The sequence below is a fragment of the Allobosea sp. TBD101 genome, assembly GCF_059817965.1.
In genome coordinates, this window is sequence record NZ_CM187543.1 from 211,779 (window position 1) to 226,691 (window position 14,913).

13 protein-coding genes and 2 pseudogenes are annotated in these 14,913 nt (G+C 64.2%); 5 read left to right on the plus strand and 10 right to left on the minus strand.

The features are described 5' to 3' along the window. Positions 1-503: 503 nt before the first annotated feature. A pseudogene (locus tag AC6RIC_RS01085) lies at positions 504-1,260 on the minus strand (IS5 family transposase). Between the two features lie 134 nt (positions 1,261-1,394). On the opposite strand from AC6RIC_RS01085, the gene AC6RIC_RS01090 reads away from it, so the two are divergent. Continuing rightward, the gene (locus AC6RIC_RS01090; RefSeq protein ID WP_499736532.1) at positions 1,395-2,747 is read left to right on the plus strand and encodes an IS701 family transposase; all 1,353 of its coding nucleotides are present in this window, start codon (positions 1,395-1,397) and stop codon (positions 2,745-2,747) included. Positions 2,748-2,902: 155 nt separating this feature from the next. Here AC6RIC_RS01090 and AC6RIC_RS01095 read toward each other — a convergent pair whose 3' ends face one another. From AC6RIC_RS01095 to AC6RIC_RS01105, 3 genes are read right to left on the minus strand one after another with little or no spacing between them, the layout of a single operon-like run. Then, complete coding sequence (locus tag AC6RIC_RS01095) at positions 2,903-3,694, minus strand: metallophosphoesterase (RefSeq protein WP_499734778.1); 792 nt, start codon at positions 3,692-3,694, stop codon at positions 2,903-2,905. 45 nt (positions 3,695-3,739) lie between these two features. Beyond that, the gene (locus AC6RIC_RS01100) at positions 3,740-4,372 is read right to left on the minus strand and encodes an HAD family hydrolase (protein WP_499734779.1); all 633 of its coding nucleotides are present in this window, start codon (positions 4,370-4,372) and stop codon (positions 3,740-3,742) included. Positions 4,373-4,376: 4 nt separating this feature from the next. Next, the gene (locus AC6RIC_RS01105) at positions 4,377-4,787 is read right to left on the minus strand and encodes a hypothetical protein (protein ID WP_499734780.1); all 411 of its coding nucleotides are present in this window, start codon (positions 4,785-4,787) and stop codon (positions 4,377-4,379) included. Between the two features lie 200 nt (positions 4,788-4,987). Here AC6RIC_RS01105 and AC6RIC_RS01110 point away from each other — a divergent pair, with 200 nt between their 5' ends. Continuing rightward, the gene (locus tag AC6RIC_RS01110) at positions 4,988-5,161 is read left to right on the plus strand and encodes a helix-turn-helix domain-containing protein (protein WP_499734781.1); all 174 of its coding nucleotides are present in this window, start codon (positions 4,988-4,990) and stop codon (positions 5,159-5,161) included. Positions 5,162-5,424: 263 nt separating this feature from the next. Here AC6RIC_RS01110 and AC6RIC_RS01115 read toward each other — a convergent pair. Next, positions 5,425-6,285: pseudogene (locus AC6RIC_RS01115) on the minus strand (2'-deoxycytidine 5'-triphosphate deaminase); the annotation flags it as partial. A 194-nt stretch (positions 6,286-6,479) separates the two neighbouring features. Here AC6RIC_RS01115 and apaG point away from each other — a divergent pair. Both apaG and argE read left to right on the plus strand, forming a co-directional pair. Then, positions 6,480-6,872: a Co2+/Mg2+ efflux facilitator ApaG/CorD gene (apaG, locus tag AC6RIC_RS01120; RefSeq protein ID WP_454654295.1), complete on the plus strand. Its 393-nt coding sequence runs from the start codon at positions 6,480-6,482 to the stop codon at positions 6,870-6,872. A gap of 41 nt (positions 6,873-6,913) precedes the next feature. Then, positions 6,914-8,047, plus strand: a complete 1,134-nt coding sequence (argE, locus tag AC6RIC_RS01125; RefSeq protein ID WP_499736533.1) for an acetylornithine deacetylase — start codon at positions 6,914-6,916, stop codon at positions 8,045-8,047. Positions 8,048-8,186: 139 nt separating this feature from the next. On the opposite strand, the gene AC6RIC_RS01130 is transcribed toward argE, so the two are convergent. Genes AC6RIC_RS01130 through AC6RIC_RS01140 form a run of 3 tightly spaced genes read right to left on the minus strand, consistent with a single transcriptional unit; the run spans position 8,187 to position 11,377 of the window. Further along, entirely contained in the window at positions 8,187-9,191 is a 1,005-nt protein-coding gene (locus AC6RIC_RS01130; protein ID WP_499734782.1) for an Hsp33 family molecular chaperone, read from the minus strand. Further along, on the minus strand, positions 9,191-10,114 hold the full coding sequence (gene argF, locus AC6RIC_RS01135; protein ID WP_499734783.1) for an ornithine carbamoyltransferase: 924 nt from the start codon (positions 10,112-10,114) through the stop codon (positions 9,191-9,193). The genes AC6RIC_RS01130 and argF overlap by 1 nt, the downstream gene beginning before the upstream one ends. A 42-nt stretch (positions 10,115-10,156) precedes the next feature. Next, positions 10,157-11,377 (minus strand): aspartate aminotransferase family protein, encoded by a 1,221-nt coding sequence (locus AC6RIC_RS01140; RefSeq protein WP_499734784.1) that lies wholly within the window; start codon positions 11,375-11,377, stop codon positions 10,157-10,159. Between the two features lie 545 nt (positions 11,378-11,922). On the opposite strand from AC6RIC_RS01140, the gene AC6RIC_RS01145 reads away from it, so the two are divergent. After that, positions 11,923-12,465, plus strand: a complete 543-nt coding sequence (locus AC6RIC_RS01145) for a GcrA family cell cycle regulator (protein WP_454654301.1) — start codon at positions 11,923-11,925, stop codon at positions 12,463-12,465. Positions 12,466-12,672: 207 nt separating this feature from the next. Here AC6RIC_RS01145 and AC6RIC_RS01150 read toward each other — a convergent pair whose 3' ends face one another. Together AC6RIC_RS01150 and AC6RIC_RS01155 are read right to left on the minus strand one after the other, a co-directional pair. Beyond that, on the minus strand, positions 12,673-13,716 hold the full coding sequence (locus tag AC6RIC_RS01150) for an amino acid ABC transporter permease (RefSeq protein ID WP_499734785.1): 1,044 nt from the start codon (positions 13,714-13,716) through the stop codon (positions 12,673-12,675). Beyond that, positions 13,713-14,873 (minus strand): amino acid ABC transporter permease, encoded by a 1,161-nt coding sequence (locus AC6RIC_RS01155; protein WP_499734786.1) that lies wholly within the window; start codon positions 14,871-14,873, stop codon positions 13,713-13,715. Before AC6RIC_RS01155 ends, AC6RIC_RS01150 begins: the two co-directional genes overlap by 4 nt. Between the last annotated feature and the right edge of the window lie 40 nt (positions 14,874-14,913).

A 14,913-nucleotide genomic window follows, 5' to 3' on the forward strand; every position in this document is an offset into this window, starting at 1 on the left:
GTTCCTCTAATCTAACTTAAATCGGTCTAAGCGCATTGTTGGGGCGAATAATTATCAAATATTAAACCAAATTAATCTGAATATTTTATATTTTATGAATAATTAATTCTCGAATTAACGCATTATATGTGAGCATCAACGATTCCAAAAATAGCTTATATTATCCAATGGCATGGCATAGACTTCGTGGACGATGCTTCCTGGCTCTGGCCTGCAAGATGGGCCTTGAGGGCACCATGGCGAAGCGCAGGAAATGCGCATAGCGATCCGGCCGAGGCGGCGAGTGGCAGAAGATAAAATGCGCCCAGCCAGAGACCCTTCTGATCATTGGATATGAGTTCTCAGCGTCCGCCCTGGGCGGCTTGGGCAGATCGCTGCTGGCGGCGCGCTCCTCGACTCGATAGTTATGCGAGCCGTGATTGCTGGTTCCAATCTGACGATGCCTGACACATAGCCGCGTTTCGTGGCTTTTCGCCTTCAGTTCGTCGCTCTAGGGGCCGGACTCACAACCAGTAGCAGACGGTGGCCGCGATGCAGACGGCTGCGAGGAAGTTGACGGCGTTGCGGTCGTATCGCGTGGCGACGCGTCGGAAGTCCTTGATACGGCAGAACATACGCTCGATGGCGTTTCGGTCGCGGTAGAGCACGGGCGAGAAGCAGTTCTTCCAGCGGCGGTTCGCCTTGGGCGGGATGTTCGGCATCGTGCCATTTTCCTCGACCTGCCGGCGGATGGCATTGCTGTCGTAGCCCTTGTCGCCATGCAGGATGCGAGCTGCCGGCATTTGCTCCAGCAGGGCTGAACCTGCCGTGCAATCGGCAACCTGGCCGCCGGTGAGCAGGAACGCGATGGGTCGGCAGTCGCAGTCGGTCAGCGCGTGGATTTTGGTCTTGCGGCCGCCGCGCGAGCGCCTGATGGCTTGGTTCCGCTCCCCCTTTTCCGCCCGAGGCCGAGCGGTGCGCCTTCACAGCGGAGGAGTCGATGAGCACCTGGGCGGAAGGACCACCGGCGCTGGCCAGCGCATGGAAGAGATCGACTCAGATGCCCTTGGCGGCCCAGCGAACATAGCGATTGTAGAGCGTCTTACGCGGCCCGTAATCCGGCGGCGCATCGATCCAGCGCCCGCCGGACTTCAGGACATGGACAATGCCGCTGATCACCCGGCGGTCATCAACACGCGGCTTGCCCCGTGTGGCGGTGGGCAAATATGGCTCGATCCGCGCGAATTGCGCATCCGTCAGCCAGAAACGATCGGGATTCATCATCACTTCCTTTCGGAAGCCGTGAATCACACCATGCCGGCGTCGCCAACAATTTTATGGGTCCGGACCCTAGCACTACTTTGGCAGAATTTTTGGACGGCTGGCGTTTTCGGGATTCCCGCGGCACGGTTTGCATGATTCATGGGTGGTCGGCTTTTGGAGGGCCGGCCATGGACGGGAACTGGAAGTCTGATCTTGCGCGCTGGCTTGCGCCGTTTCTCGCTGCTCTACGCCACAAGGTGCGAGCTCGGATGTGCCCGGCCTATGTGGCGGGGCTGATCGACGCCGGTGATCGCAAGAGCATCCAGCCGATGGCGGCCCGCGACGGCGGTGTCGGCTACGACCAGCTTCATCACTTCATCGCCAGCGGCGTTTGGGACGCCGCACCGCTTGAGAAGGCCTTGCTCACTGAGGCCGACAGGATGGTCGGCGGAGCCGAGGCCTGGCTGATCATCGACGATACGGCGCTACCGAAGAAGGGAGAGCGCTCGGTTGGCGTCGCGTCGCAATACGCCTCGGCCCTGGGCAAGAACGCCAACTGTCAGACCCTGGTGTCGCTGACGCTGGCTTCCGGCGAAGTGCCGGTCATGGTGGGCTTGCGGCTATTCCTGCCCGAGAGCTGGACGAGCGATCCCGTGCGACTGGCCCGAGCCGGCGTGCCGGACAATCACAGAGACTATCGGACTAAGCCCCAGATCGCGCTCGCCGAGATCGATCGGGCGCGCACTGCCGGCCTGCGCTTCGGCTGCGTGCTGGCCGATGCCGGTTATGGTCTCTCTGCACCGTTCCGGCACGCCTTGAGCGAGCGTGGGCTCACCTGGGCCGTCGGCGTTGGAGCGCGCCAGAAGGTCTATCCGGTTGACGTGGCTTTCGTCTTTCCTGTCGCCGAGCGCGGCCGCCCGCGCAAGAATCATGTGCCCGACGCGAAGTCGGTATCGGCGGAGAAGACGCTGGCGACGGCGCCCTGGCGCACGCTGAGCTGGCGGCGTGGCACCAAGGGGCCGCTGAAGGCCCGCTTCGCCGCCGTGCGGATCAAGGTGGCAGACGGGCCGCCCCAGAGGATCGGCGACATGGGGCAGCAGCATCTGCCGGGAGAAGAGGCCTGGCTGATCGGCGAACATCGCTCGAATGGAGAGCGCAAATATTACCTCTCGAACCTGCCGGCCGACACTTCGCTCAAGCGCCTGGCCGGCGCGATCAAGGCGCGCTGGATTTGCGAGCAGGCGCATCAGCAGTTGAAGGAGGAACTCGGGCTCGATCACTTCGAGGGACGATCATGGACGGGACTGCACCGGCACGCGCTCATGACCATGATCGCCTACGCCTTCCTTCAATCCCGGCGCCTCAAACAGGCGAAGCGGGAAAAGAAGAATCCAGGGACCACCGCCTCAGCCCACCCTGCCAGCGGTCCGGGCAGCCATCATCGCCACTCTCGAACGGCCGCCCCAAAACCGATGTCCGCATTGCCGCCGCAGGCTCAGTTCTAGGAATCTGCCAAAGTAGTGCTAGGTCGTGTGGCGAACGTACCGTCACTTTTTGCGGGACGCCAAAACTTTCCCAGCTGCAGATGCGCGGGGCTGGAAACCCTGTATTTCAGATCCAACTTCGAGCCGTACAGCAGAATCTGCTCCTCTCCTCACTACTAGATCCGAATGACGCATCTCGGGTCAAAGCCGCGATTTTCTCGATCGCCGTGCAGATTTGGATAGCCTGCCTGGTTTGCGAAAACGCGCGTCCGCCCAATCCGATAATCGTGCGATCCGTGATCGTGACCGTGGATCCAGAGCTCAGGCTGAAACTCGGCGATGATGTTGCTCAAGTCTGAGGCGAAGGCAGGAGTGAGCGGGCTGCCCTGGTATCGCGGCTCGATGGAATTCGGATGGGGGGCGTGGTGCGTGACCACAACCGTCGGCCCGCTGTGGGGCGTCGAAAGCTCCTGCCGAATGAATGCCAAATCAAGGCGATGCTCGGCAGCGGCATGCCATGGCATAAATCGGCTGTAGTGCCCGTTGACTTCCTTGTATCGGATCAGCCGATGGTCATTGAGGGTTTGCCCAGCGTAGACCATTGACGGCTTCGGTGTGCCATAGAGCCGGTAATCGGTCCACAAGACGCATCCGATAAAGCGCACCCCGCCGATCACGACAGTTCGGCGCGAGAGGAGCTCGATCTTTGCGAGCTCAGCGGCCTCCCTACCTTTGGCAAGGTTGTGCTGCATCACGGTTCCATAGAACTCGTGATTACCAGGAACATATATGACTGGCCGACCGCGCAGCGGCCCAGTCTGCTGTTGCTCGATCATCCACGATACCGCCGCCGTAATTGGCTGCCCGATGTCGCCCGCGAACACGGCAATGTCGAAGTCAGGCATCGAGGCGGGAAACTTGAACGGGCCACACTCAAGATGGATGTCGGAAATATCTAACAGGCGCATTCTGCATCCAGTTTTATTGAGCTCAGAGTTGCACCGGCTGGATACCTAGCCGGACTTGGCTTTCACGGATCCGATGCGATCGAACAGTTCAACGATGTTCGGCGGCGCGAAGATTGAAGGTGCGAAGCCAAAGAATGTTTCGAACTCGCCGATGGGCATGGCAGGAGCGCCCACAGCCGCCGGCCCAAGCACATCCTCCTCGATCCGATCGCCCACAAAGAGTATCTGCGACAACTTCAAGCGAAGCTGCGAAGCCACGAGCGAGTAAATTTCCTTATGAGGTTTCATCAAGCCCACGCGATACGACAGGACCAAGCCGTCGAGTTCATCAGGCAAGGCATCGAACATCGGCATTGCATAGGGAGCGGCCAAATTGGAGCAAACCGCAATCTTGAGTTGAGCTTGTTTCAGGGTCGCCCAAATGGTTTTTATGCCAGGGCGCAATTTTATTGAAGCGCACTCCGCGGCAATATCCGCCTCCCAGCTAACGATTTCTTCTTCTTTTGGAGCTGGATTCAGGAGTTTCACAGCAGCCCTGAGATCTATAGGCTGTGTCATCGCTCGTATGGCAATGTCATTATAGGTATTACCGACTAATCCCTGAAACGTCCGTCGCCGATCCGTAATTTCAACGACAGTTCCGAAGGCATCGAAGCAAACAGCGCGAATGGTGGCCACGTAGTCAAACCCAAATTAGGTCGTCATCGGTATATTTTCTGAAACCTTTATCCACCGCGTTCGGGGGATGCTGGCCGACGACGCGGGCACTTAGATGCCGGCGAACGTCCATTTGGCTTTCGAAGGAGCGGCACAGAAGCTCTATCGGCGCCTTCCCTTCGAATGGGGGAGCAGCGATCCCACTGGTGAGCCACCGCATCTCTTCGGCAGATCCATTCGTCAGCTGTCGCAGATCACCAAAGACGCCCAAGACAGCCGAAATTCGCATCAGGACCCCCAACTCGAGCATGAGAGGCCTGTGCCGTCGCGCGGAGGGAAGCCACGCGCGGAAATCATGTTCCGCGCACCCCAAAAATTGAAGCTTCAAGCGTTCGGAAAGCCCCCAGCGCCGTGTGACGTTGTCGAACACACGCATCGCTGGGCCGCTCGAGCGAAGCCGCTCTTCGTCCGTTGGCTCTTTCATCCAAGCACCTGAAAACGAGCAGAGCTACGGCTCAGCCGTGCCTCTACGATTCGCTTTAGATACTATAATACCTAGAATTGCAAACAAGTCTCCGCTTCGTTCAACCGATGGACGTTCGGCAGATCTTTGGAAAAAACATGCGGAGAATCCGCATGGCTGCCGGGCTATCGCAGGACGAAATCGCCGTTCGCATGGGTGTCGAGCAAACGTACGTCAGTGGCCTCGAGCGAGGAGTCCGCAATCCAACTCTGACAACCGTCGACCGTGTAGCAGCCGCACTGAACGTGAAGATCACCGCGCTGTTGGAAGCGAATGGTGACTTCTAGTTACGAGCCTGCAGAGACGGGGATCTGTTAGATTCCCTGAGCTACTGAGCCGGTCCTCAGCAGCTTTCCCTTAACTGACCGTCATCCCCCCCTCCAACAAGGAGCCCTGACGAACCGGAGACGGCGCGGCTGCGCAACCCAGGCCAGCTGCGCCGCGCCGCCTCCTACCGAAACCAAGGGCCAATGAGAGCATCAGAGGGAGAACCGCGCTCTGCTTTCAACCGCCCCCGTCGAGGGAACACTTAAGCCGAACAGGATATTTCGGCATAGTGGACACGGAACTCGCCGACGAGCGCGTCGAAGGGCGTCATTTCGGCGGCATAGTCCGGCGGGACATGCACCGCTTCCTTGGAGGCGAGGATGTAGAACTGGCCGGGGTCGAGGATCATGCTGCCAGAGCCATCGTCGTGGATCGGCTCCCAGAAATCGGCGGGGCGATAGGCGCCGACGCGGTCGACATCGATCAGCGCCGTGTGATGCTTGCCGCGATAACCGAGCAGGCCGTCGAAGCCCGAGAGGTCGACGCTGACGGCGACGCCGCCCTGAAAGGAGGGCTCGGCCGCGCTGACCAGCGTCTCGCGGACGTGGATTTCGCCGAGCGCGCGGTCGTCGAGGCGGGTCTCGCCGGCGCGGAAGCGGATCTGCGAGAGCCGTGAGCCGGAGCGGACCAGCACCGGGAAGGTGCGCGGCGAAATCTCGATGAAGAGCGGGCCGTCATAGCCGTCCTCGACCAGATCGAACTCGCGGGCGCGGTCGGTGATGACGCGGGTGAAGACATCGAGCCGGCCGGTCGAGCTTTTCGGATTGGCGGCGGCGCGCAGGCCCTTGGGCAGGCGCAGGCCTTCCATCAATTCGGCGATATAGACGCAGTCGGTCTCCAGCACCGCGCCCTGCGTCAGGTCGATCTCGTGCAGCGAGAGATCGTCGATCCGGCTGCGCACCGTGCGCTCCGGGCCGGGCAGGAACGAGGCGCGGACGCGATAGGCGCGCGCACCCAGGCGCAGGTCGAGGCTCGCGGGCTGGATCTGCCCCTCGGCCGGCGGCTTGGCGAGCCTGATCGCACCCGCCTCGATGAAGGCGCGGATGGAGCTGTCGGGCTGGATGCCGGGCTTGAAGGTCAGCATGCGCGTTCCGCTGAGAATAATCGGTCATAGCTAGCGAAGCGGGCCGTCAAGGCCAAGCATGGTGGATGCGAGGCATGCGCGGCCCGGCAGGTTGTCCACGCCAGAATCGCAGCCCCACCACATTGACGCTGGCGCCGGCTGGCCGATAACACATCACGGCGGGAAAGCCGCGACCGGCCGAAGCGGAGCCTTCGATGTATCAGGCCCAGACGCATGGCGTGCGCGTGACGGCGTCGCCGAGTTTCATGGATGGCGAATCCTCGCATGCGCAGGGCCGTTATTTCTGGGCCTATGCAATTGAGATCGTGAATCTCTCGACGCAAACCGTGCAGTTGATGACCCGGCACTGGTTTATCACCGACGGGCGCGGCGAGGTCCATGAAGTCCGCGGCGAAGGCGTGGTCGGCAAGCAGCCGGTGCTGCGGCCGGGCGAGAGCTTCAACTACACTTCGGGCTGCCCGCTGACGACGCCCGACGGCTCGATGCACGGCTTCTACGCCATGCAGGATGAGAACGGCACGGTCTTCGATGTCGAGGTGCCGCTCTTCCCGCTCGATTCCCCCTATGTGAAGAAGGTTCTGCATTGACCGCCTCCGCTCCAGCCGGGCAGCGCTATACGCCGCTCGAGATGCTCGCCCGCCTCGTCGCCTTCGACACGGTGAGCGACAAGTCCAACCTGGCCCTGCTCGATTTCGTCGAGGACTACCTCACCGGCTGGGGCGTCTCCTCCGTGCGCTTCCCGAACGCGGCCGGCGACAAGGCGGCGCTGTTCGCGACCGTCGGCCCGCAGGATCGCGGCGGCATCGTGCTGTCCGGCCATACCGATGTCGTGCCGGTCGCCGGCCAGGCCTGGAGCCGCGACCCGTTCACGCTGCATGTCGCGGACGGCAAGGCCTATGGCCGCGGCGCCGTCGACATGAAGGCATTTCTGGCGCTCGGGCTGGCACTCGTGCCGGATTTCCTGGCGGCCAATCTCAAGACGCCGATCCACCTCTTCCTGTCCTATGACGAGGAGGTGACCTGCCTCGGCGTGGTCGATGGCATCAATGCCATGGGCAAGGCCCTGCCGCGGCCGCGCGCCGTCATCGTCGGCGAGCCGACCATGCTCGACATCTGCGACGCGCATAAGGGCGTCAGGACCTTCCAGACCGTGGTGAAGGGGTTTGCAGCGCATTCCTCCAAGCCGCAGCTCGGCGCCAGCGCCGTCCATGCCGGCGCGCTGCTCGCGGCCGAACTCGACCATATGGCGGAAGACGCCAAACAGCGGCCGGACACAAGCGGCCGCTTCGACCCGCCCTATGACACCGTCCATATCGGCACGTTCCACGGCGGCATCGCCCGCAACATCCTGGCCGATCGCAGCGAGATCCTCTGGGAGATCAGGACGGTCCCGAGCTCCGATCCCGAAGCCGGTCCGGCGCGCTTCGCGAAGACCGCCGACAAGGTGCTGGCGCGGATGCGCTCGACCGCGCCGAGCGCGGCGATCGAGACGCAGATGACCTCGGATGTGCCGGGGCTGGCGCCCGATCCGGGCTCGGAGGCCGAGCGGCTCGCCATGCGGCTCTCCGGCCGCAACCACACCATCGCCGTCGCCTATGCGACCGAAGCCGGGCATTTCCAGCAGGCCGGACTTCCGACCGTGGTCTGTGGCCCCGGCTCGATCGACCAGGCGCATCAGCCGGACGAATACATCACGCTGGAGCAGCTGGCCGCCGGCGAGGCCTTCATGCGCAAGCTGATGGCGGAGTGTCAGGCCGGGTAGTTACCCGCCGAGCCGAAATCTCGCGCTCGTCATGCTCGCCCCTGTGGCGAGCATCCACGTCTTGAACACGGACTTCGACCAGCTGAGACGTGGATGGTCGGGACAAGCCCGACCATGACGGAAACGTCGTGCTCGGGAACTACTGCCCAGCCGCCTGCCCCTCTTCGACCTCGGCCGGGTCGAAGGAATAGCGCCGCGAGCAGAATTCGCAGGTAACGCCGAGCTTGCCGTCATCGGCGATCATCGCCTGACGATCAGCGGGCGCGAAGCCGCGCAGCATCGAGAGCACGCGCTCGCGCGAGCAGCGACAGGCCTCATACACCGTGACCGGCTCGAAGACGCGGGCGCCGCGCTCGTGGAACAGGCGATAGAGCAGGCGCTCGCTTTCCAGCGTCGGGTCGAGCAGTTCGTGGTCCTCGACCGTCTCGACCAGCGAACGCGCCTCCATCCAGGCATCGTCGGCGATGCCGTCCGAGTCGTTGCCCGCGAGGATATCGTGGCCCTCGGGCGCGTCGCCGGGATGGATGTCGGCCGCGCGCAGGCGGTCCGGCGAATGCGGCATGAACTGCACGAGGATGCCACCGGCGCGCCATTGCGGGCGTCCACCCGTCGTGACCGTGCCGACGCCGAGGCGGACCCGCGTCGGGATCTGCTCGGACTGGCGGAAATACTGGTGGGCGGCTTCCTCAAGGCTCTGGCCCTTCAGCGCGACGATGCCCTGGTAGCGCGTGGTGGCCGTGCCCTGGTCGACGGTCATGGCAAGATGGCCCTCGCCCAGTAATTCGCCTGTCGAGACCTTGCCGAGCGCGATCGCCTCGACGAGCTTGGCCTCGTCGATATGGGCGACGGCGCGGAAATTATCGGGCGCGTTGAAATCGACGACCATCATCGGGATGGCGCCATCGCTCTTGGTCTGGAGCTGGAAGCGGCCCTCGAACTTGAGCGCCGTGCCGAGCAGGACGGTGAGCGCAGCGGCTTCGCCGAGCACGCGCGAGACGGGCTCGGGATAGCCATGGCGGTCGAGGATCGTATCGATCGATGCGCCCAGCCGAACGACGCGGCCGCGCACATCGAGATCGGGCACGGCGAAGGGGATGACCCGATCGTCGAGCCCGACGGTGTCCATGGTGTCGTCCACGGCCATCAAGCCGCCACTCCGCCGAAGCACCAGGCCAGGATGCCCTTCTGCGCGTGGAGGCGGTTCTCGGCCTCGTCGAAGACAGCCGATTGCGGGCCGTCCATGATCGCGTCCGTGACCTCCTCGCCGCGCGAGGCCGGCAGGCAGTGCATGAAGATCGCGTCCTTCTCGGCGCGCTGCATCAGCCGGTCGTCGACCTGGTAGGGCCGCAGCAGGTTGTGGCGGGTGCCCTCGTCGTCGTCGCCCATCGAGACCCAGCAATCGGTGATGACGCAATCGGCGCCCTCGACCGCTTCCTCAGGACGATGAGTCAGCTTGATCTTGGCGCCCTGCTTCTTGGCCCAGGCGATCAGGGCCGGCGGCGGCGCCAGCTCTTCGGGCGTCGCGACGGACAACTCGAAATCGAGCCGGCCGGCGGCGTGGACCCAGGAGGTCAGCACGTTGTTGGTGTCGCCGGTCCAGGCGATGCGCTTGCCCTCGATCGCGCCCTTGCGCTGCTCGAAGGTCATGACGTCGGCCATGACCTGGCAGGGATGCTGGCGCTTGGTCAGGCCGTTGATCACCGGGACGGTGGCGTATTTCGCCATCTCGACCAGCGAATCGTGGTCGAGGATGCGGATCATGATCGCGTCGACATAACGCGAGAGCACGCGGGCGGTATCCGCGATGGTCTCGCGCTCGCCGAGTTCGATCTCATGGCCGGCGACCATCATCGGCGAACCGCCGAGCTCGCGGATGCCGACATCGAAGGAGACGCGGGTACGCAGGCTCGGCTGCTCGAAGATGGTCGCGACGACCTTGCCTTCGAGCAGGCGGTCACCAACGGCTGCGGGGGTACGGCGTCGCGACTTGATCTCCTCGCCGGTGCGCAGGATCGCACGCAGCTCGCTGCCGGAGAAATCGGAGAGATCGAGGAAATGGCGCGTCACGGGCGCTTCCTTCGCTTCGCTGGTGTGGGGTCTGGGGCGAACTTATTCGGCGGCCGGCCGCTTCAGCGCGGCTTCGATCGCGCCCGCCGTCTTGTCGAGACGCGACACGGCTTCCGCGACATCGGCCTCGGTGATGATCAGCGGCGGCAGCAGGCGCACGACATTGTCGCCGGCGCCGACGACGAGCAGGCCATGGGCGCGGGCTTCGTTGACGAACTCGGTGTTCAGCGTGTGCAGCTTCAGGCCGAGCATCAGGCCCTCGCCGCGGATCTCGGCGATGACGTCCGGGTACTTGTCCTTGAGCTCTGCCAGCGACTGCTTCAGGCGAAGAGCGATCTGGCCGACATTCTCGATGAAGCCGGGCGCCAGCACCACGTCGAGCACGGCATTGCCGACAGCCATCGCGAGCGGATTGCCGCCGAAGGTCGTGCCATGGGTGCCGAGCGTCATGCCGGAGGCGGCCTCCTCGGTCGCGAGGCAGGCGCCCATCGGGAAGCCGCCGCCGATACCCTTGGCGATCGACATGATGTCGGGCGCAACGCCATACATCTCATGCGCGAAGAACTTGCCGGTGCGGCCGACGCCGGTCTGGATCTCGTCGAAGATCAGCATCAGGCCCTGCTCGTCGCAGAGCTCGCGCAGCAGCTTGAGGAAGCGGGCCGGCACCGAACGCAGGCCGCCCTCGCCCTGGATCGGCTCGATCATCAGCGCGGCCGTCTCGGGCGTGATCGCGGCGCGCAGCGCCTTCTCGTCGTCGAAGGGCACCTGGTCGAAGCCGTCGACCTTGGGACCGAAGCCGTCGATGTATTTCTGCTGGCCGCCAGCGGCGATGGTCGCCAGCGTCCGGCCGTGGAAGGCGCCTTCAAAGGTGATGATGCGGTAGCGCTCGGGATGGCCCTTCGCGGCATGGTATTTCCGCGCCATCTTGATGGCGCACTCGTTCGCCTCGGCGCCGGAATTGGTGAAGAAGACGCGCTCGGCGAAGGTCGCCTCGCAGAGGCGGCGAGCCAGCCGCTCGCCATCCGGCGCGCCATAGAGGTTCGAGGTGTGCCAGATCTTGCCGGCCTGCTCGGTCAGCGTCTTGACGAGGTGCGGATGGGCGTGGCCGAGCGCGTTGACCGCGATGCCGGCGCCGAAATCGAGATAGCGGGTGCCGTCGGCCGTGATCGCCCAGGGACCTTCACCGCGCTCGAAAGCGACGGGGGCACGGGCATAGGTCGGAACAAGCACGGACTGGCTGGCGGAAGCAGGGGCGGGAGCCATGAGACGAAGATCCTCGCGAAGGGGACGGGGTGAGAAACGGATTGGCGCTGAACGGAGAACGACGATCCGGGATGGATGCTGCAGGCATGCAGCCACGATAAGACCCGGTGACGACGTTATCGTCGCACCCAGCTCCCGATCTCTCGTCGCGCCGTCATCCGCATCGTCGGAACCTTGATCCGCCAAACATAAGCGCCGCCCGATCGGGGGCGGCGTCACCTTGTGGATAAATATGCTTAAGGCGGCCGCGACTGTCAATTCAATGCCGCAGGGACAGTGTTGCCGAAAGGATTCGCTTGACCGCCCGATGGCGAATCGTCTGGGGAAAAGCCCAAATCGGATTCGCCGACTCTTGTTCGCGAGTCACCGCAGCTTGTATGGTCGGCTTCGTCAGATACGACATTTCGTGCGGCGCCTCCTGTACCGTCTGTTGCGGCAGTAACGGCCTTGTCCTTGCGACAGCGCCGCCGGTCCCGGATTCCGTCACGAAGCGCCCTTAAAGGCAGGACCCGCGAGGGGCCGGCCGGACAAGACAGGTGATGCGGATGAACGAAGCCGGAGCATGGACGGACGAGCGCGTCGAGCAGCTCAAGAAGCTCTGGAGCGACGGGCTGAGCGCCAGCCAGATCGCCGCCGAGCTGGGAAATGTCACGCGCAATGCGGTGATCGGAAAGGTCCACCGCCTCGGCCTCTCGGGCCGGGCCAAGAGCGCGGCACAGCCCGCCGCGCCACGCAACAGCGCCCCGCGCAAGGCACCGGCCCGCACGCCGAGCCACCCGATGGCGGCGCCTGCCCCGACGCGCGGCGCCCATGCGCTGGCGCCGGCCTTCGCCCCCGAGGCGGAGATCGAGGTGGAAGCCGTGCCGCTGCCGTCCGAGGACGTGGTGATCCCGTTCTCCGAGCGCGTCACCATCATGGACCTGCGCGAGTACATGTGCCGCTGGCCGATGGGCGACCCGACAACCCCGGAATTCCGCTTCTGCGGCGCCCGCTCGCAGACCGGCCTGCCCTATTGCAGCCACCATGCCCGCATCGCCTACCAGCCCGCCGCAGATCGCCGGCGCGACCGGAGCAAGGTCCGGGCCTGATCGGCTTCGGAGCAGCGAATGAAGAAAACCGGCCGAAAGGCCGGTTTTTTGTTGCCCCTTTCACCGCCGTCATCCCGGACAAGCCGCGAAGCGGCGCTGATCCGGGATCCATTCCGGAACCTTTGCCGGAAGCGCTCCGGAATGGATCCCGGGTCTCCCTTTGGTCGCCCGGGATGACAGCGCTCTTTTGAGAGGTGTCCCGCTCCGTCACAACCTCCGCTTCTTCTCCAGCGAGCGGCTCCAGCGCGAGAGCGCGAAGCAGATCAGCCAGTAGATCGCGCCCGAGAAGGCATAGGCCTCCATGTTCATGCCGACCCAGTTGGGATCGGCCAGCGAAGCCTGCGCGATGCCGAGCAGGTCGAGGATCGAGACGACCAGCACCAGCGTCGTGTTCTTGATCAGCGCGATGAACTCGTTGGTCATCGCCGGCAGCGAGATGCGCAGGGCCTGCGGCAGGACGATCAGCCCCGTCGCCTTCCAGTAGTTGAGGCCGAGCGCCGTCGCCGCCTCGCGCTGGCCCTTGGGCAGGGCCTGCAGGCCGCCGCGCACCGCTTCGGCCATATAGGCGGCGATGACGAAGCCGAGCCCGATGACGGCGCGCGCCAGCCGGTCGATGCCGATGCCGCCGGGCAGGATCAGGGGCAGCAGGAGCGAGGCGAGGAAGATCACCGCGATGATCGGCACGCCGCGCCAGAACTCGATGAAGATCACGCTGATCAGGCGGATGATCCTGAGTTCCGACTGTCGGCCGAGCGCGAAGATAATGCCGAGCGGTATCGCGATCAGGCTCGAATAGATCGAGATGAACAGGGTGAGCATCAGCCCGCCCCATTCGCGCGTCTCGACATGGCGCAGGCCGAAGCCGCCGGAGAGCAGCCAGATGCCGAGCGGCGGCAGGATGACCAGCAGCGCCAGCGCGAGCTTCAGGCGGAGGCGCTGTGGCGCGAAGACGACCGCCAGCACGCTCGCCAGGACGAGAAGCCCGGCGATATCGACGCGCCAGCGCTGGTCGACGGGATAAAGCCCGTACATGAACTGGCCGAAACGGGCGCGGATGAAGACCCAGCAGGCGCCACCGGGCGCGCAGTCGGCCCGCGTCGAGCCAATCCAGGTCGCGTCGATCACGGCCCAGCGGATCAGCGGGATGGCGATCCAAGCCATAAGGACGATCAGCACCACGCTGGTGAAGCCGGTGAAGGGCGTGCCGAACAGGCGCTCGCGCCAGATCGAGAGGGAGGAGGCGCGGGTCATCGCGTCACCAGGGCGATGCGGGCGTTGTACCAGTTCATCAGGGCCGAAACGGTGAGCCCGATGACGAGGTAGACCGCCAGCGTCATGGCGATGATCTCGATCGCCTGGCCGGTATTGTTGAGCGCCGAGCCCATGAACAGGCTGACCACGTCGGGATAGGCGATGGCCGCGCCAAAGGACGAGTTCTTGAGCACGTTGAGATACTGGTTGGTCAGCGGCGGGGTCATCACCCTCAACGCCTGCGGAATGACCACGAGGCTGAGGATGCGGCCGGGGCGGAGGCCCAGCGCCGAGGCGGCCTCGCTCTGGCCCTTCGCCACGGATTCGATGCCGCCGCGCACGATCTCGGCGATGAAGCCGGCGGTATAGGTGACGAGCGCGGCGAGCAGCGCGACGAATTCAGGGATGACGACGAAGCCGCCGCGATAGTTGAAGCCGCGCAGCACCGGAATGTCCCAGCGCGTGGCGAGACTGGCCCAGGCGATGGCGAGCGCCGGGACGACCACGATCAGGCCGATGCCGATGGCGAGCAACGGCGCATCCTGCCCGGTGCGCTCCTTGCGCTTGCGCGCCCAGACGCTGGCCAGCCAGTAGCAGAGCCAGGAGGCGAGCACCGCCAGCGCCGCCCAGCGGAAATTGCCGGGCGCATCCGGCAGCGGGATGGTGAGCCCGCGATTGTTGAGGAAGGCGACGCCGAACAGGCCGATGCTCTGGCGCGGCTGCGGCAGGGCGGCGATGACGCCGAAATACCAGAACAGCACGAAGAACAGCAGCGGGATGTTGCGGACGAACTCGATATAGGCGCCGGCAATGGTCGAGAGCAGCCAGTGCGAGGACAGCCTGGCAATGCCGAGCGCGAAGCCAAGCAGCGTCGCCAGCACGATGGCGATCACCGTGACCAGCATGGTGTTGGCGACGCCGACCCAGAACAGGGCGAAGATATCGTCCGACTGGGTATAGCCGGTCAGGACGAAGGGCACCTCGATGCCCGAGGTCCGCCAGAGGAAGTCGAAGCCCGAGGCGATGCCGGCCTTGACCATGTTCTCCGAGGCGTTGCGCACGAAGAACACGGTGAGGCCGACGAGCAGCAGGATCAGGGCGATCTGGTAGAACCAGTCGCGGACGCGCTTGTCGTTGAGGAGGGACAGGACATTCATGCCGCGAGGCCTTCGCAACTTGCGTCGGAAACGCGCGGTC

Coding starts and splice junctions, on each gene's coding strand:
- AC6RIC_RS01105 (WP_499734780.1), bottom strand. CDS start 4,787: ATGCGTGTGTTCGACAACGTCACACGGCGCTGGGGGCTTTCCGAACGC.
- AC6RIC_RS01095 (WP_499734778.1), bottom strand. CDS start 3,694: ATGCGCCTGTTAGATATTTCCGACATCCATCTTGAGTGTGGCCCGTTC.
- AC6RIC_RS01130 (WP_499734782.1), bottom strand. CDS start 9,191: ATGGCCGTGGACGACACCATGGACACCGTCGGGCTCGACGATCGGGTC.
- apaG (WP_454654295.1), top strand. CDS start 6,480: ATGTATCAGGCCCAGACGCATGGCGTGCGCGTGACGGCGTCGCCGAGT.
- AC6RIC_RS01110 (WP_499734781.1), top strand. CDS start 4,988: ATGGCTGCCGGGCTATCGCAGGACGAAATCGCCGTTCGCATGGGTGTC.
- AC6RIC_RS01090 (WP_499736532.1), top strand. CDS start 1,395: ATGATTCATGGGTGGTCGGCTTTTGGAGGGCCGGCCATGGACGGGAAC.
- AC6RIC_RS01145 (WP_454654301.1), top strand. CDS start 11,923: ATGAACGAAGCCGGAGCATGGACGGACGAGCGCGTCGAGCAGCTCAAG.
- argE (WP_499736533.1), top strand. CDS start 6,914: ATGCTCGCCCGCCTCGTCGCCTTCGACACGGTGAGCGACAAGTCCAAC.
- AC6RIC_RS01140 (WP_499734784.1), bottom strand. CDS start 11,377: ATGGCTCCCGCCCCTGCTTCCGCCAGCCAGTCCGTGCTTGTTCCGACC.
- AC6RIC_RS01155 (WP_499734786.1), bottom strand. CDS start 14,873: ATGAATGTCCTGTCCCTCCTCAACGACAAGCGCGTCCGCGACTGGTTC.
- AC6RIC_RS01150 (WP_499734785.1), bottom strand. CDS start 13,716: ATGACCCGCGCCTCCTCCCTCTCGATCTGGCGCGAGCGCCTGTTCGGC.